We start from the raw sequence: 15,773 nt of genomic DNA, 5'->3' as shown, positions 1-15,773 counted from the left end.
CGCCGCTTGGGCTAGCAGGCGGCCCCTGTTGACTACGGAGGCCTCATGGCACGCAAGAAGGGTCGCGACATTTCCGGCTGGTTGATCGTGGACAAGCCCGCGGACATCACCTCCACCTCGGTGGTGAACAAGGTGCGCTGGGCGCTGGGCGCCAAGAAGGCGGGCCACGCGGGCACGCTCGACCCGGCGGCGACCGGGGTTCTGGCGGTGGCGCTGGGCGAGGCCACGAAGACGGTGCCTTTCATCACCGATGCGCTGAAGTGCTATCGGTTTCAGGTGCGGCTGGGGGCTGCGACCAAGACCGACGATGCCGAGGGCGAGGTGATCGAGACCTCCGATCTGCGCCCCACCGATGAAGAGATCGCCGCCGCGCTGACCGCTTTCGAAGGTGATATCGAACAGGTGCCGCCGCAATTCTCCGCGGTGAAGGTCGATGGCGAGCGCGCCTATGCCCTGGCCCGGGCGGGCGAGGAAATGGAACTCGCCGCGCGGCCTCTCTATGTCGAAAGCCTCGTGATGCTGGGCCGGCCCGATGCCGATACGGTCGAGCTGGAACTGGTTTGCGGCAAGGGCGGCTATGTGCGCTCCATCGCGCGCGATCTGGGGCAGAAGCTGGGCTGTCTCGGCCACGTCCTCTGGCTGCGCCGCGAATGGTCGGGGCCTTTCGAGGCGAGCGACGGGATCACGCTGGCGGAGATCGACGAACTGGCAAAGACGCCCGAACTCGATGCGAAACTGCTGCCTGTGGAGCTTGGTCTTGACGATCTGGTGCAGCTGAAAGCCACGCCCGAGGGCGCGGTGCGGCTGAAGAACGGCAATCCGGGCATGGTTCTGCCGGGTGACGCCGAATGGGGCGAGGAAGTCTGGGTGAGCCATGAGGGCAAACCGCTTGCCGTCGGCATCTACAAATCCGGCGAGGTCCATCCGAGCCGCGTCTTCAATCTTTGACGCGCCCTTCCCCTTGGTCCAAATATCCCCGCCGGAGGCCTCCGCCCTCTGCCACACACGCAACGGTCAGGACGAGAGATGATCACCCGCGAGCATATTAAAGGCGACGCCCCCTCCATCGCGGTCTATTCGGATTGCGAGAACTACCGCTACCTGCTGACGCGGGTCTGGGACGACAGCAAACCCCGGGCGCTTTTCATCATGCTCAACCCCTCGACCGCGACCGAAGTGCAGAACGATCCCACGGTGGAGCGCTGCGAGCGCCGCGCGCGGGCGCTGGGTTTCGGGGCGTTCCGTGTGACCAATATCTTCGCCTATCGCGCAACCGATCCGAAGGTGATGCGGGCGCAGGAAGATCCGGTCGGTCCGGAGAATGATGCGTCGATCCGCGAGAGCCTCGATTGGGCGAGCGGTCCCGAAGACCGGATCATCTGCGCCTGGGGGGCGCATGGGGCGCATCTTCAACGGGGCGCCGCAGTAGAGGACTTGCTGCGCGCCAGTGGCCGGGCGCTGCACCATCTCGGGCTGACCAAGGCAGGCGCGCCGAAGCATCCGCTCTACATCGCGTATGAGCATCAGCCCGAGCTGTGGTTCGCCCCGGAAGGGTGAGCGTATCGTTAAGCATTTAACGCTTAAGTCCTAGGGATTTCTTCTCCGCGACCGTAACGTCCGCGCATCTTCGCAGGGGTGCTCGAAATGTTGTTTCTGTCGGGATTTCTGGGTCTGCTGATGGCGGGTGCCACGGCGGGTCTCATGGTGGTTTCCTCCGACAATGAGGAGGATGAGCCGCCGCAGGGTGATCCGGATGGCACGTCCATGGAGAGTGAGGGCAACCTTCTTACCTTGGTCAGTGCCGGAGAGGCTTCGCCGGTACCGGTCGATCCCCCAGCGCCCGGCCCGGAGGATTACATGACCTGGGGTGATGCGTCCGACGATGCGATCGCGGGGGCGGCGGGCGATGACCAGATCGATGGATATGGTGGCGATGACAGCCTGCTTGGCGGCAGCGGTGATGACGAGCTTCTCGGGGCGGCCGGCAACGATACGCTGCGCGGCGAGGCGGGGGCGGACACGCTGATCGGCGGCGACGGCGCGGATGTGCTCGCAGGTGGCGCGGATCCGGATTTCCTCTCCGGTGGGTCAGGGGCGGATCGGCTCTCTGGTGAGGCGGGGGGCGACACGCTGATCGGTGGCGTGGGAGATGATACACTTGCGGGCGGCACTGGGGGCGATACGTTGGTCGGAGCGGATGGCGCAGACACGCTGACCGGGGACGCCGGGCGCGACGAGTTGAATGGCAATGCGGGAAACGATCTGCTGCGCTGCGTCACGCTGCAGACGCGCGATCTGGGGGCGGCCGATGCCGATACCCTCAATGGCGGGGCAGGGGAGGATGTGCTCCTTGGCGGCTCCGGCGATTGGCTGCATGGTGGCGAAGATCCCGACAGCTTTGCGCTGAGTGACTGGATCGACCCGGCGACGCCCGCAACGATCGCCGATTACACGGCGGGCGAGGATCGGCTGGCCGTGATCTACGATCCGCAGGGCGCGGCCTTGCCGCAGATCAGTGTCGAGCCCTCGGAGGTTCATTCCGGTGCGGCGTGGATCCTTCTCGATGGGATGCGGCTGGCCGAAGTGCTCGACGCGCCGGAGTTGAGCGCGCAGGACATCGCGCTCTTCACGCCCGAGCAATTCGCGGCGCAACAGGCGGTAGGCGCTTTGAGATAAGGCTTTTCAACAGGCCGATTCGCGTCTATACGCGCGCATCTGTTCCGAAAGGGGCAGTCTATGGACCTTGCTGGACGACATCCCGGCTTGCGCCCGAACCCTCAATGTAAGGAGATCCCGATGTCGATCACTGTTGAAGACAAGAACGCGCTTATCAAGGAATACGGCACCAAAGAAGGTGACACCGGTTCCCCCGAAGTTCAGGTCGCAGTCCTGACCAAGCGCATCGCGAACCTGACCGAGCACTTCAAAGAGCACAAGAAAGACAACCACTCGCGTCGTGGTCTTCTGATGCTCGTCGCGCAGCGCCGCAAGCTGCTCGACTACCTGAAGGCGAAAGACGTCGCACGTTACCAGTCGCTGATCGAGCGCCTCGGCCTGCGTCGCTAATCCGCCTAGGATTGGAATTCGAAACGCCCGCGCATACCGCGCGGGCGTTTTCATTTGCGTAATTCCGTGTGAATTGCCTGAAATGACATGATTGGGCTCTGTTCCCATGATTGGCGAGATTTTTGGGCGAATGGCCTTCCAATGAAAAAAATTTGGTCGGTTCGACTTCTTGTCCTCCTGTATCGTCCGCTCCAAACGGGAAAACGCGCGCATCTGCCCTAGTTTGCAGATGCGGTAACAGGGAGGATACAAAATGCAGATCGGAGTCTGGATCAGCTTGGCACTGTATTTCGTGCTGATGCTGGCCATTGGGGTCTACGCGTGGCGCAAGTCCACGTCGAGTTCCGAGGAATACATGCTGGGCGGGCGCAACCTGCCCCCCGCGGTTGCAGCTCTCTCGGCAGGCGCATCGGACATGTCGGGCTGGCTGCTTCTGGGTCTGCCGGGCGCGCTCTTCGTGTCGGGCCTGACGCAAAGCTGGATCGGGATCGGCCTTTTCGTCGGTGCGTTCGTGAACTGGATCGTCGTGGCGCCGCGCCTGCGCGAGCAGACCGAGCGTTATGACAACGCGCTGACCATCCCGGGCTTCCTCGCCAATCGCTTCCCGAGCCACGCGACATTGCTGCGGATGGTTTCGGCGGTGATCATCGTGGTCTTCTTCGCGGTCTACACCGCGTCGGGTCTCGTCGGCGGCGGCAAGCTCTTCGCCAGCGCCTTCGGTGGCAGCTACATGACCGGGGTCATCCTCACGCTGGGTGTCGTTCTGGTCTACACGGTGATCGGCGGCTTCCTCGCCGTGTCGCTCACCGACTTCGTGCAGGGCTGCATCATGATGCTCGCGCTCGTCATCATGCCGATCGTGATCCTCACGACCGGTCAGGGCGACGGCGTGGACGCGGCTGCGAGCCGACTGAGCGATATCGACCCGAACTTCCTGTCGATGACGAACGGGCTGACCTTCGCGGGCTGGCTCTCGGCCGTCGCCTGGGGGCTGGGCTATTTCGGCCAGCCGCACATCATCGTGCGCTTTATGGCCGTGCGCTCGGTCGCCGATGTGCCGAAAGCGCGGAATATCGGCATGGGCTGGATGGCGATCTCGCTGATCGGCGCGATCTCGGTCGGGATCTTCGGCCGCGCCTATGCACAGCGTAATGGGCTCGACGTGCAGGATCCGGAGACGATCTTCATCATCCTGTCGAACCTGCTCTTCCATCCGCTGGTGACGGGCTTCCTCTATGCCGCGCTTCTGGCGGCGATCATGTCGACCGTGTCGAGCCAGCTTCTGGTGTCGTCCTCGTCGCTGACCGAAGACTTCTACAAGATCGTCTTCAACAAGGAGGCCTCGGACCGTGCCTTGGTGAATGTCGGTCGTCTCGCGGTGCTGGCCGTGGGGATCGCGGCGATCATCATCGCCTCGAACCCGGACAGCAAAGTGCTTGGCCTCGTCTCGAATGCCTGGGCCGGGTTCGGTGCCGCCTTCGGTCCGCTGATCATCCTGTCGCTGACGTGGAAACGGATGACGGGTCTCGGCGGCGTGGCTGGCCTCGTCGTCGGCGCACTGACCGTGATCGTCTGGATTTCGCTGGGCTGGGGCTCGTTCCTCTACGAGATCATCCCGGGCTTCATCGCGGCCTTCATCGCCATCATCGTGGTGAGCCTCGCAAGCGAAGATCGGGGCGAGTTCCGCCCGATCGAATGATCCTCGCGACTTGAGATGTGAAAGGCCCGTCCAATGTGGCGGGCCTTTTGCGTTACTCCTTCGCGGCGCGTCTCGCGAGCCAGCCGACGCTCAGCCCCTGCACCACGATCGAGAAGACGACGATCACGTAGGTGGCCGAGAGGATTTCATCCGTCCACTGCGAGTCCGGCAGTGACAGCGCGAGGGCGACCGAGATGCCGCCTTTCAGCCCGCCCCATGTCATCACGCGGGTCACGCCGGGGCCGAAGTTGCGGAACGGGCGCAGCGCGAGGATCGGCACCACCACCGCGACCAGCCGGCCGACCAGCGCTAGGCCGATCGAGGCGACCGACGTCGTCAGGATATCCGCGTCGAACCGGATCGCGAAAATCTCCACCCCAATCAACAGGAAAAGCACGGCGTTGAGTATCTCGTCCACCAGCATCCAGAAAGCGTCGACATACTTGCGGGTCTCCTCGGACATGCCGAACCGCGCCCCGACATCTCCGATCAGAAGCCCGGCGCAGACCGCGGCGATCGGGCCGGAGACATGCAGGAACAGCGCCAGCTCATAGCCACCGAACGCGAGGCCAAGCGTCAACAGTACTTCCAACGAGGGGTCGTCGATGAGGCGCATCACGCGAAACAGCCCCCAGCCCATCGCGAGGCCGAGCGCCGCGCCGCCCACCGCTTCGCGGAAGAACAGGGTGCCCGCCCCGGACAGGCTTGAGGCTTCGGAGTGGCCGCTGGTGAAGGCGAGGCCAGAGAGGATCAGGAAGACCGTGTAGCCGACGCCGTCGTTGAACAGGCTCTCGCCCGAGATCACGGTCTCGAGCGTGCGGCGCAGATTGGCCGAGCGCAGTACGCCGAGCACGGCGACGGGATCAGTCGGCGAAATCAGTGCCCCGAAGGTCAGCGCGACCATGATCGGCGCGCCGGTCAGCCAGTGAAAACCGAAGCCCACCACGAGGGTCGACAGCACGACGCCGATCGTCGCCATCACCAGAACCGTCGGCCAGACCGCCCGCAGGTCCGACAGCTTCACATGCAGCGCCCCCGCGAAGAGCATCAGCCCCAGCATCCCGTCGAGCAGCGCTTTCGAGAAGTCGATGCTCTTGACGTAATCTTGTACCTGCTGCGCGAGGTTCAGCCCGAAAATGCGATCGACGATCATCAGTCCGATCGAGGTCATCAGAGCGACGATCAGAATCCCGATCGTCGGCGGCAGGCGCAAAACGAAGTGATTGATGACGCCGAACAACCCAGCGAGCACGATGAGGGCGGCGGCGAATTGCAGAACGGTCATGGGGCGGCTCTCGGCGTGATTGTCCGTTTAAGGTAGCCCAGAGCACCTCAGGGCAAGCGGCGCAAGCCCTGCAGAGGGGCGCCGCATTGATCCCGAGATCGCGGGGCGGGGACTCTATTGGGCGGCGATGACAAGCTGTGCGAAGCCCTTCGCGCGGTAGCGGACGAACGCCTCCGGGCCCTTGGGGTCGAGGTCGTAAAGATGCGGACGCCCGGCAAGATAGGGGCGCCAGCGCTTTTCCGGCGTTTCGCTTATCAGCACATCGTGAGACTTCTTCATCTCGCACGCGAGGTCCTTGATCTTCATTCCCCGGCCTTCCTTGCTGTTCTGCGCGATGACCTGCCGGATCTTGTGGTCGAGTTGGCCGATTTTGCTTTCGGGCGGGGCCACCTCCTTCGGCTTGCTCTTCGGCAGGCCGATTTCGTGAAACACGGAGCAGCTTTTCCGAAACCCCGCGGGCGCCTTCTTTTCGCCGATGCCGATGACTTCAAAACCCTTCTCGCGAAGACGGGTCGCGAGATGCGTGAAGTCTCCATCAGAACTTGCGATCACGACACGTTCGGCCAAACCTTCGAAAGCGATCTCCAGCGCGTCGAGGGCAAGCAGCAGGTCGGACGCGTTCTTGCCGGTGCCCGAATGTATGAGCCGGATCGACGGCACGTCTCCCCAGTTCTTGATCTGCACGATATCGCCATAGGCGCGCCGGATGAACGCGCCGGGTGCGAAGGATAGGATCTTCGGCGCGTGGCAGGCGGAGATGTTCTCGCCGTCGATGAAAAGGGCTGTGGGTTTGCTCATGGTCTCACAATGTTCAATCTTAATAACTACGGGCTGAGGATGGCGCGCCAATCTGGCCAGAATTGGGCGCGGGCCGTTTCCTTCCCCAAGGACTCTTTGCTTCCCAAACCCCTTCATTTCCTGTATTGGCAGGCCCATCTGAGACGTGACGCCTCGAGCCCCCGGGCGCGTGCAAGAGGATAAGGGGGCGGCGGCAATGGGGCCGCCATGCAAATCGGGAGACACGGGATACGCCTGTGAGAGCTCCCAGAAGGATACGCTGAATGTTCAACACCGTTAAAAAATCGATCCAGTGGGGCGAAGAAGAGCTCACGCTGGAGACCGGCAAGGTCGCACGTCAGGCTGACGGCTCGGTTATCGCCACGCTGGGCGAAACCTCCGTCATGGCCAACGTGACCTTCGCCAAGGAACCGAAGCCGGGTCAGGATTTCTTCCCGCTCACGGTTCACTACCAAGAGAAATACTATGCCGCCGGTAAAGTGCCGGGCGGCTTCTTCAAGCGCGAGGCCCGTCCGTCCGAAAAAGAGACGCTCACCGCGCGCCTGATCGACCGTCCGTGCCGTCCGCTCTTCGCGGAAGGCTTCAAGAACGAAGTGCTCGTGATGTGCACCGTTCTCTCGCACGACCTCGTCAACGAGCCCGACATCGTCGCGATGATCGCCGCGTCGGCCGCGCTGACGATCTCGGGCGTTCCGTTCATGGGCCCGATCGCCGCTGCGCGCGTCGGTTTCGCCGATGGCGAATACATCCTGAACCCCGAAGTCGACGACATGCAGAAGCTGCGGGAGAACCCCGAGCAGCGTCTGGACCTCGTCGTCGCGGGCACCAAGGACGCCGTGATGATGGTGGAATCGGAAGCTTACGAGCTGTCCGAAGCGGAGATGCTGGGCGCGGTCAAGTTCGGCCATGACGCGATGCAGCCGGTGATCGACCTGATCATCGACCTCGCTGAAGCCGCCGCGAAAGAGCCCTTCGACTTCCAGGCGCCCGACTACTCGGCGATGCTCGAGACCGTCAAAGCTCTGGGCGAAGAGAAGATGCGTGCTGCATATGCGATCTCCGACAAGCAGGAGCGCGTGGCCGCCGTCAACGCCGCCAAGGAAGAGATCAAGTCGCAGCTCACCGAAGAGCAGCTCGAAGATCCGACCCTCGGCACCGCGATGAAGAAGCTGGAATCGGCTGTTCTGCGTGGTGACGTCGTGAAGAACGGTCGCCGCATCGACGGTCGTGCGCTGGACGAGGTTCGCCCGATCGTGGCGGAAACCGGTCTGCTGCCGCGGACCCACGGCTCGGCGCTGTTCACCCGCGGCGAGACGCAGGCGCTGGTCGTGACCACGCTGGGCACCGGCGACGACGAGCAGATCATCGACGCGCTGCACGGCAATTCGCGCTCGAACTTCCTGCTGCACTACAACTTCCCGCCCTACTCGGTCGGCGAAGTGGGCCGCGTCGGTTCGCCCGGCCGTCGTGAGATCGGTCACGGCAAGCTCGCATGGCGCGCGCTTCAGGCGGTTCTCCCGGCTGCGACCGACTTCCCCTACACGATCCGCCTCGTCTCCGAGATCACCGAGTCGAACGGCTCGTCCTCGATGGCGTCGGTCTGCGGTGGCTCGCTGGCAATGATGGACGCGGGCGTTCCGCTGAAGTCGGCCGTGGCGGGTGTCGCGATGGGTCTGGTGCTGGAAGAGGATGGCTCCTGGGCCGTTCTGACCGACATCCTTGGCGACGAGGATCACCTCGGCGACATGGACTTCAAGGTCGCAGGTACCGAGGAAGGCATCACCTCGCTGCAGATGGACATCAAGGTCGCCGGCATCACCGCCGAGATCATGGAGAAAGCTCTGGAGCAGGCACGCGCTGGCCGCATGCACATCCTTGGCGAAATGAACAAGGCGCTCTCCGCAGGCCGTTCGGAATTCTCCGCCCATGCTCCGCGCATCGAGACGATGACCGTTCCCACCGACAAGATCCGCGAAGTGATCGGTTCGGGCGGCAAGGTCATCCGCGAGATCGTGGAAGTCTCGGGTGCCAAGGTCGACATCAACGACGACGGCGTGATCAAGATCGCTTCGGCCAATGCCGAGGCCATCAAGAAAGCGCATGACATGATCCACGCTATCGTGGCTGAGCCCGAAGAAGGCCAGATCTACACCGGCAAGGTCGTGAAGCTCGTCGATTTCGGCGCCTTCGTGAACTTCTTCGGCAAGCGTGACGGTCTCGTCCACGTCTCCCAGATCGCCAACAAGCGCCTGAACCACCCGAGCGATCTGCTCAAGGAAGGTCAGGAAGTGAAGGTAAAACTTCTGGGCTTCGACGATCGCGGCAAGGTACGCCTTGGCATGAAGATGGTCGATCAGGAAACCGGCGAAGAGATCGCGCCGGAAAAGCGTGAAGAGAAAGCCGATTGATCGGTTTGATCCGCTAGACGATTTAGAAAGGCCCTGGAGCGATCCGGGGCCTTTTGCTTTTGGTCCTTCTGGGTCGGGCGGAAATGAAAAAGCCCCGGGCGTTGCCGGGGCTTTTCCGCAATCGGACGAGACTGCTCTCAGCCCTGCGCTTTCACAGTGCGCAGATAGGGGAGCTTGACGTCGACTTCGCCGAATTTCTCTTTCGCTTCCTCGGTCGACACTGAGAGGGCGACGATCACGTCCTGGCCCGGGACCCAGTTCGCGGGGGTCGCGAAGGGTTTGCCATCGGTGGCCTGAACGGCATCGAGGGCGCGGATGATCTCGGCGAAGTTGCGGCCGACCGACATCGGGTAGGACATGGTCAGACGGACCTTCTTGTCGGGTCCGATGATGAAGACGGTGCGCACGGTCGCCGAGTCCGCCGGGGTGCGACCGTCGGGCAGGTAGGCGTCGGCGGGCAGCATGTCATAGGCTTTCGACACGGCCAGCGAGGTGTCGTCGATGATCGGGAAATTCGCGGGCGCGCCGGCGACTTGCTCGATATCCGATTTCCACTTCACGTGCTCTTCGACGCTGTCGACCGAGACGCCCATGACCTTGGTGTTGCGCTTTTCGAATTCGGGGGCGAGCTGCGCCACAGCGCCGAATTCGGTGGTGCAAACCGGGGTGAAGTCTTTCGGGTGCGAGAACAGGATGGCGTAACCGTCGCCGATCCAGTCGTGGAATTTGATCTCGCCAGCGGTCGAGTCGGCGGTGAAATCGGGAGCGGTGTCGTTGATACGCAGGCCCATGAAAAACCTCCTGTGTTTGCGTAAAATTACGTCTTTGCGGGATATAAGTCCTCGCCGGGGTCCATTCCAGCCAGTTTAGAATCTTTTCAAACTTGGGGTCTGCGACCTATCGTCAGGCCTTGCGCAGGGCCGAGAGTGGTGAAACGCTCTTGCGCAATATCTGTGTGCGGGAGGCTGAAATGATCGAGAAGCGGAATTTCTACATCGACGGGGAATGGGTCGCACCCAAGGCTGCGCAGGACTACGAGGTGATTGATCCATCGACCGAAGATCCCTGTGCAGTAATCTCGCTGGGCGATCAGGCCGACACGGACGCGGCAGTCGCGGCAGCGAAGGCGGCGCTGCCCGGTTGGAAAGCAACCGACCCGGCAGAGCGGATCGCGGCGGTCGAGCGGATCGCCAAGGTCTATGCCGAGCGCGCCGAGGACATGGCGCAGGCGATTAGCCTCGAGATGGGCGCGCCGATCGATCTCGCGCGCAAGAACCAGTGGGGCGCGGGCGCCTATCACATCAAGAATTTCATCGACGCGGCGAAGGCGTTCGAGTGGGTGCATCCTTTGGGCGACGGCACGCCGGGCGCGATGATCGCCTATGAGCCGGTGGGTGTCGTCGGGCTGATCACGCCGTGGAACTGGCCGATGAATCAGGTGACGCTCAAGGTGATCCCGGCGATCCTCGCGGGCTGCACGATGGTGTTGAAGCCGTCCGAGGAAGCGCCGCTGTCTTCGCTGATCTTCGCGGAAATCCTTGATGCGGCGGGGCTGCCCAAGGGCGTGTTCAACCTCGTGAATGGCGACGGCGCGGGCGTCGGCACGCAGCTCTCGACCCATCCGGATGTCGAGATGATTTCCTTTACCGGCTCGACCCGTGCCGGGCGCGCGATCTCGAAGGCGGCGGCCGATACGCTCAAGCGCGTGACGCTGGAGCTTGGCGGCAAGGGCGCCAACCTGATCTTCGCCGATGCGGACGAAGATGCGGTGGCCCGCGGTGTGAAGCATTGCTTCCAGAACTCGGGGCAAAGCTGTAACGCGCCGACGCGGATGCTGGTCGAGCGTTCGGCCTATGATCGCGCGGTCGAGGTCGCGCGGCAGACCGCCGAAGCCACGCAGGTCGCTAGCCCTCGCGAGGAGGGCAAGCATATCGGCCCGGTCATCAACAAGGCGCAGTTCGACAAGATCCAGGGCCTGATCGAGACAGGCATCGCGGAAGGCGCGAAACTCGTCGCGGGCGGTCCCGGACGGCCCGAACATCTCAATCGCGGCTTCTATGTCCGTCCGACGGTCTTCGCCGACTGCGATCCCTCGATGACGATCATGAACGAGGAAATCTTCGGCCCAGTCCTGTCGATCATGCCCTTCGACAGCGAGGAGCAGGCGATCGAGGTGGCCAACGCCACGCCATACGGTCTGACCAATTACCTGCAATCGGGCGACGGCGCGCGACGCAACCGGCTGGCGCGTCAGTTGCGCTCGGGCATGGTCGAGATGAACGGTCAGGACCGCGGGGCGGGGGCACCGTTCGGCGGCGTCGGCTCCTCGGGCCGGGCGCGCGAGGGCGGCCGTTGGGGCATCGAGGAATTCTGCGACGTGAAGTCGATCTCCGGCTGGGCGGAATAAGGGGCGCTGCCCCTCTTGGCCTATCGGCCAATTCACCTGCCGATATTTTCATTGAGAAGAACAGGGGCGGTTGCGCAAGCGGCCGCCCTTCGACATGATCGCGCGGCTTTTGGAACGGGAGAATGAGATGAGCTTCACGCTGGCGACCTGGAACATCAACTCGGTGCGGCTGCGCGAGGGGCTGGTGCGCAAGCTGATGGAGGAAGAGGCGCCCGACGTGCTCTGCCTTCAGGAATGCAAGAGCCCGGTCGAGAAGATCCCGGTCGAGGGTTTCAAGGAACTGGGCTACACGCACATGATCGCGCGCGGCCAGAAGGGCTATAACGGCGTCGCGATCTTCTCGAAAATTCCGATGGAAGAGAAAAGCGCCCATGATTTTGCCGATCTCGGCCATGCACGCCATGTCGCGGGTACGCTCGAGAATGGCGTCACCATCCACAACTTCTATGTCCCCGCAGGCGGCGACGTGCCGGATCGCGAGGTGAACGAGAAGTTCGGCCAAAAGCTGGATTACCTCACCCAGATGCGCGATCACTTCAAAGCGGAAGGGCCGAAGAAGTCGATCCTCGTCGGCGATCTGAACATCGCCCCGCGCGAGGATGACGTCTGGAGCCACAAGCAACTGCTGAAGATCGTCAGCCACACCCCGATCGAGGTCGAACATCTGCACGACACGATGGAGGCGGGCAAATGGGTGGACATCACCCGACAGGACATTCCCGAGGGGCTTCTCTATTCGTGGTGGTCCTACCGGGCGCGCGACTGGGATGCCGCCGACAAGGGCCGCAGGCTCGATCACATCTGGGCGACGCCGGATATCTCGAACGCGGCGCATGGCAGCCGGGTGCTGCGCGCCGCGCGGGGCTGGGAGAAGCCCTCCGATCATGCGCCGGTTTTCGCGACTTTCGATCTGTAATCGCTTGCGGCAGCGCGCCGCGGTCAAACGGGTTTGCGTTCGGCCCTTCCGAGGCCATATAGGGAAGCAAATCCTCCGCAATTTCGGGAGACGGACATGCTGGAACTGGGTGGCGGCGCCAAGGCCGCAAGCAAGAGCGAATACGTCACGGACGTGACCGAAGCCAACTTCATGGCCGAGGTAGTCGAGAAATCGCAGACCGTGCCGGTCATCGTGGATTTCTGGGCGCCGTGGTGCGGCCCGTGCAAGCAGCTCGGCCCGGCGCTGGAAGCCGAGGTCGAAGCCGCGAAAGGCGCGGTCGTGATGGCCAAGGTCAATGTCGACGAAAACCAGATGATCGCAGGCCAGATGCGCGTGCAGTCGATTCCGACCGTCTACGCCTTCTGGCAGGGCCAGCCGATCGACGGTTTCCAGGGCGCGCTGCCGCCCTCCGAGATCAAGAGCTTCGTGGCCAAGCTGATCGAAGCGTCCGGCGGTGAGGCGGGCAACGGTCTGGGCGATGCGGTCGAGGCGGCGGAAGCCATGCTGGCCGAAGGCGCGGCAGAAGATGCGGCGGAAACCTTCGCGGCGATCCTCGAAGAAGATGGCGAGCTGGCGGAGGCGCATGGCGGCCTGATCCGCGCACGCATCGCGCTCGATCAACTGGATGCGGCAGGTGCAGCCTTGGCTGCGGTGCCGCCGAAGCTCGCCGACAGTGCCCCGGTAGAGGCAGCGCGCGCGCAGCTCGATCTGGCGAAACAGGCGCAATCGGCCGGTCCGCTCGACGATCTGAAATCCAAGGTCGAGGCGGATCCGAACGATCATCAGGCCCGCTTCGACTATGCTCAGGCGCTCTACGCGGCCGGGAATGCCGAAGAGGCCGTGGATCAACTTCTCGAATTGTTCCGCCGGGATCGCGAATGGGACAACGAGGCCGCGAAGACGCAGCTTTTCACCATTTTCGACGCGCTCAAGCCGAACGATCCGATCGTCGCAAAAGGTCGCCGTCGTCTGTCGTCGATGATATTTGCCTGAGGACTTGGGCGCGCTAGTTTCATCCGCATGATGAAGAAAGGCGACTTGCCCGAAATCCTTCCGCTTTTTCCGCTGCCCGGTGCGCTGCTGCTGCCCCGGGCGCGGCTTCCGCTGCACATCTTCGAGCCGCGCTATCTGCAGATGATCGAAGATTGCATGAAGACCAAGTCTCGACTGATCGGGATGATCCAGCCGATCAAGGGGCCGGAGGGGCAGAACCACCTCAACACGATTGGCTGCGCGGGCCGTCTGACCGGGTTTTCCGAGACCGAGGACGGACGCTACATGATCACGCTGTCGGGGATCTCGCGCTATCGCATCCTGCAGGAGGTCGAAGGCTTCACGCCCTATATCCGCGCCGAGGTCAGCTGGGCCGGGTTCGAGCGCGATCTGGGCCCGGCGGAGCATGACAACGGCTTCGATCGAGACGATTTTCTCGACCTGTTGTCCAAGTTTTTCCACGCCCAAGGGCTGGATACTGATTGGCAAACGCTGAAGGATGCCGATGACGAGTTGCTGATCAACTCGCTCGGGATGCTTTTGCCGCTGGAGCCCGAGGACAAGCAGGCACTGCTGGAGGCGCCCTGTCTGGCCACCCGGCGCGAAACCCTGGTGACCCTGATCGAATATGCGCTGCATGGCGGCGGAGAGGAGCGGTTGCAATGAGCGAAGAGACCGAGAGCGCACCGGCTGCGGAGAAACCGCTATTCGACCGGCACATGCTGGAGGCGCTCGTCTGCCCGCTGACCCATGCGGTGCTAAAATACGATGCCGAGAAACAGGAGCTGATTTCTCAGCCCGCGAAGCTGGCCTTCCCGATCCGGGGGGGCATTCCGATCCTCTTGGAAGACGAAGCGCGCCGGATCGACGAATAAGGCGCGGTGCTTACAGTGCGCGGCCCTGCAACAGGCGGGGCAGGGGGCCCGAAAGCCCCGCCGCTTGCTGCATGAACCCGCGCCGCAGCCCCGGGGTTGCCTGCACCAGACCCATTCCCAGATCGCGCCCTGCCTTCAGTAGCGGATTGTCGTTCGAGAACAGCTTGTTCACGGTATCCATGCCGAGTGCGAGCGACGTCGAGTCGAAGCGTCGCCAACCCTGATAACGCTCCAGCACGTCCTCGGCCCCGATATCCTCACCCCGGCGCATTGCTTCCACGACGATTTCCGCCAGTGCCGCCACGTCGCGCAACCCGAGATTCAGGCCCTGTCCCGCGATCGGATGCACCCCATGCGCCGCATCGCCCACCAGCGCCACGCGAGGCGCGACATAGGCTTTCGCAAGCGTCAGATTCAGCGGGTAGGAGAACCGTGGCCCGGCCAGTTTGATCTCGCCGAGGAAATCCCCGAAACGCGGGCGCAGCACAGCGAGGAAATCCTCGTCATCCAGCGCCGAAATGGTCTTTGCGTTTTCTTCGGTCTCGCTCCAGACGATGGAGGACCGATTGCCTTTCAGCGGCAGGATCGCGAGCGGTCCGGTCGGCATGAAGAACTGATGGGCGATGCCGTTATGGGGCTTCTCGTGCTCGACCGCCGCGACCAGCGCGGTCTGACCATAGCCCCAACCCTCACGGGTGATCCCGGCGCGTTCGGCCACGCCCGACCGGCGACCGTCCGCGCCGATCAGCAGTTTCGCGGTCAGGGTCTTGCCGGTGGACAGGCTCACCTCGACCCCGCCGGGCACGACCTGCTGTCCCGTGACCTGCGTCTCATGCAGTAGCGTGATCTTGTCGCTCGCCTCCATCGCATCGAGGAACGCACGATAGAGGTAGCGATCCTCCAGCATGTACCCGACCGGTGCCTGATCCAGCTCGCGCGCGTCGAAATGCAGGAAGAAGGGCGCCGCCCCTTCGCCCGCGTGACCGTCGGCGGCTTTCACCTCCATCATCGGCTGCGCCTGATCGGCCAGTCCGTCCCAGACGCCGATCGCGCGCAGCAGTTTTTGCGACGCGATCGCCAGCGCATAGGCGCGTCCGTCGAACGTGTCGGTCGCGCGTTGGCGCGCGGGAGCGGCGTCGACGAGGGTCACGGAAAGGCCGACGGAGGCCAATGCAAGCGCCAAGGCGGGGCCGTTGAGCCCGCCGCCTGCGATGATGACGTCTGAATCGTGTTTCATGGCGCTTACTATGGCGCTGGAAGCGGGATTGTCCATGCGCGGGACTGTCGCTAGCGTGGCGGAAAGAA

At 63.3% G+C, this 15,773-nt stretch carries 15 protein-coding genes; 11 read left to right on the top strand and 4 right to left on the bottom strand.

Annotated features, from left to right (window positions below):
• Positions 1-45 precede the first annotated feature (45 nt).
• The 5 genes from truB to putP all read left to right on the top strand — a co-directional run bounded on the left by truB (position 46) and on the right by putP (position 4,765).
• Positions 46-948: a tRNA pseudouridine(55) synthase TruB gene (truB, locus tag B6V72_RS16900; protein ID WP_075776823.1), complete on the top strand. Its 903-nt coding sequence runs from the start codon at positions 46-48 to the stop codon at positions 946-948.
• A 78-nt stretch (positions 949-1,026) separates the two neighbouring features.
• Complete coding sequence (locus B6V72_RS16895; RefSeq protein ID WP_088720525.1) at positions 1,027-1,557, top strand: DUF1643 domain-containing protein; 531 nt, start codon at positions 1,027-1,029, stop codon at positions 1,555-1,557.
• A gap of 87 nt (positions 1,558-1,644) precedes the next feature.
• On the top strand, positions 1,645-2,676 hold the full coding sequence (locus B6V72_RS16890) for a calcium-binding protein (protein ID WP_088736093.1): 1,032 nt from the start codon (positions 1,645-1,647) through the stop codon (positions 2,674-2,676).
• A gap of 120 nt (positions 2,677-2,796) precedes the next feature.
• A complete protein-coding gene (rpsO, locus tag B6V72_RS16885; RefSeq protein WP_075776826.1) occupies positions 2,797-3,066 on the top strand; it encodes a 30S ribosomal protein S15 in 270 nt (89 codons plus the stop codon).
• A gap of 253 nt (positions 3,067-3,319) precedes the next feature.
• The gene (gene putP / locus B6V72_RS16880) at positions 3,320-4,765 is read left to right on the top strand and encodes a sodium/proline symporter PutP (protein WP_075776827.1); all 1,446 of its coding nucleotides are present in this window, start codon (positions 3,320-3,322) and stop codon (positions 4,763-4,765) included.
• Positions 4,766-4,817: 52 nt separating this feature from the next.
• On the opposite strand, the gene B6V72_RS16875 is transcribed toward putP, so the two are convergent.
• Positions 4,818-6,050 carry a sodium:proton antiporter gene (locus B6V72_RS16875; protein WP_088720523.1) on the bottom strand — a complete coding sequence of 411 codons (1,233 nt, stop codon included), beginning with the start codon at positions 6,048-6,050 and terminating at the stop codon, positions 4,818-4,820.
• Positions 6,051-6,164: 114 nt separating this feature from the next.
• Positions 6,165-6,986 carry an NYN domain-containing protein gene (locus B6V72_RS16870; RefSeq protein WP_240497751.1) on the bottom strand — a complete coding sequence of 274 codons (822 nt, stop codon included), beginning with the start codon at positions 6,984-6,986 and terminating at the stop codon, positions 6,165-6,167.
• A 125-nt stretch (positions 6,987-7,111) separates the two neighbouring features.
• Between B6V72_RS16870 and pnp the strand changes: the two genes are divergently transcribed.
• Positions 7,112-9,256 (top strand): polyribonucleotide nucleotidyltransferase, encoded by a 2,145-nt coding sequence (gene pnp / locus B6V72_RS16865; protein WP_075776830.1) that lies wholly within the window; start codon positions 7,112-7,114, stop codon positions 9,254-9,256.
• A gap of 137 nt (positions 9,257-9,393) precedes the next feature.
• Here pnp and B6V72_RS16860 read toward each other — a convergent pair whose 3' ends face one another.
• On the bottom strand, positions 9,394-10,047 hold the full coding sequence (locus B6V72_RS16860) for a peroxiredoxin (RefSeq protein ID WP_088723429.1): 654 nt from the start codon (positions 10,045-10,047) through the stop codon (positions 9,394-9,396).
• 179 nt (positions 10,048-10,226) lie between these two features.
• Between B6V72_RS16860 and B6V72_RS16855 the strand changes: the two genes are divergently transcribed.
• The 5 genes from B6V72_RS16855 to B6V72_RS16835 all read left to right on the top strand — a co-directional run bounded on the left by B6V72_RS16855 (position 10,227) and on the right by B6V72_RS16835 (position 14,468).
• Positions 10,227-11,663 (top strand): aldehyde dehydrogenase family protein, encoded by a 1,437-nt coding sequence (locus B6V72_RS16855; RefSeq protein WP_088736091.1) that lies wholly within the window; start codon positions 10,227-10,229, stop codon positions 11,661-11,663.
• Between the two features lie 127 nt (positions 11,664-11,790).
• The gene (locus B6V72_RS16850) at positions 11,791-12,579 is read left to right on the top strand and encodes an exodeoxyribonuclease III (protein WP_088736119.1); all 789 of its coding nucleotides are present in this window, start codon (positions 11,791-11,793) and stop codon (positions 12,577-12,579) included.
• A gap of 96 nt (positions 12,580-12,675) precedes the next feature.
• Positions 12,676-13,593 (top strand): co-chaperone YbbN, encoded by a 918-nt coding sequence (locus B6V72_RS16845; RefSeq protein ID WP_088736090.1) that lies wholly within the window; start codon positions 12,676-12,678, stop codon positions 13,591-13,593.
• Between the two features lie 27 nt (positions 13,594-13,620).
• A complete protein-coding gene (locus B6V72_RS16840) occupies positions 13,621-14,259 on the top strand; it encodes an LON peptidase substrate-binding domain-containing protein (protein WP_075776834.1) in 639 nt (212 codons plus the stop codon).
• Entirely contained in the window at positions 14,256-14,468 is a 213-nt protein-coding gene (locus B6V72_RS16835; protein WP_075776835.1) for a Trm112 family protein, read from the top strand. The genes B6V72_RS16840 and B6V72_RS16835 overlap by 4 nt, the downstream gene beginning before the upstream one ends.
• A 10-nt stretch (positions 14,469-14,478) precedes the next feature.
• Here the strand turns inward: B6V72_RS16835 and B6V72_RS16830 are convergent, their stop codons facing one another.
• Positions 14,479-15,705 (bottom strand): FAD-dependent monooxygenase, encoded by a 1,227-nt coding sequence (locus B6V72_RS16830; protein ID WP_240497750.1) that lies wholly within the window; start codon positions 15,703-15,705, stop codon positions 14,479-14,481.
• Between the last annotated feature and the right edge of the window lie 68 nt (positions 15,706-15,773).

This window comes from Thioclava sp. F34-6, from assembly GCF_002213235.1.
GTDB classification, from domain to species: Bacteria; Pseudomonadota; Alphaproteobacteria; order Rhodobacterales; family Rhodobacteraceae; genus Thioclava; species Thioclava nitratireducens.
The sequence above is the reverse complement of the archived record's forward strand: the minus strand, read 5'-3'. Positions and strand labels throughout refer to the sequence as shown.

Bases quoted from the DNA above. Each gene is read 5' to 3' on its own strand.
- B6V72_RS16855 (WP_088736091.1), top strand. From the start codon at position 10,227: ATGATCGAGAAGCGGAATTTCTACATCGACGGGGAATGGGTCGCACCC.
- B6V72_RS16875 (WP_088720523.1), bottom strand. From the start codon at position 6,050: ATGACCGTTCTGCAATTCGCCGCCGCCCTCATCGTGCTCGCTGGGTTG.
- B6V72_RS16860 (WP_088723429.1), bottom strand. From the start codon at position 10,047: ATGGGCCTGCGTATCAACGACACCGCTCCCGATTTCACCGCCGACTCG.
- truB (WP_075776823.1), top strand. From the start codon at position 46: ATGGCACGCAAGAAGGGTCGCGACATTTCCGGCTGGTTGATCGTGGAC.
- B6V72_RS16890 (WP_088736093.1), top strand. From the start codon at position 1,645: ATGTTGTTTCTGTCGGGATTTCTGGGTCTGCTGATGGCGGGTGCCACG.
- putP (WP_075776827.1), top strand. From the start codon at position 3,320: ATGCAGATCGGAGTCTGGATCAGCTTGGCACTGTATTTCGTGCTGATG.
- rpsO (WP_075776826.1), top strand. From the start codon at position 2,797: ATGTCGATCACTGTTGAAGACAAGAACGCGCTTATCAAGGAATACGGC.
- pnp (WP_075776830.1), top strand. From the start codon at position 7,112: ATGTTCAACACCGTTAAAAAATCGATCCAGTGGGGCGAAGAAGAGCTC.
- B6V72_RS16845 (WP_088736090.1), top strand. From the start codon at position 12,676: ATGCTGGAACTGGGTGGCGGCGCCAAGGCCGCAAGCAAGAGCGAATAC.
- B6V72_RS16850 (WP_088736119.1), top strand. From the start codon at position 11,791: ATGAGCTTCACGCTGGCGACCTGGAACATCAACTCGGTGCGGCTGCGC.
- B6V72_RS16830 (WP_240497750.1), bottom strand. From the start codon at position 15,705: ATGAAACACGATTCAGACGTCATCATCGCAGGCGGCGGGCTCAACGGC.
- B6V72_RS16895 (WP_088720525.1), top strand. From the start codon at position 1,027: ATGATCACCCGCGAGCATATTAAAGGCGACGCCCCCTCCATCGCGGTC.
- B6V72_RS16835 (WP_075776835.1), top strand. From the start codon at position 14,256: ATGAGCGAAGAGACCGAGAGCGCACCGGCTGCGGAGAAACCGCTATTC.
- B6V72_RS16840 (WP_075776834.1), top strand. From the start codon at position 13,621: ATGATGAAGAAAGGCGACTTGCCCGAAATCCTTCCGCTTTTTCCGCTG.
- B6V72_RS16870 (WP_240497751.1), bottom strand. From the start codon at position 6,986: ATGGGCCTGCCAATACAGGAAATGAAGGGGTTTGGGAAGCAAAGAGTC.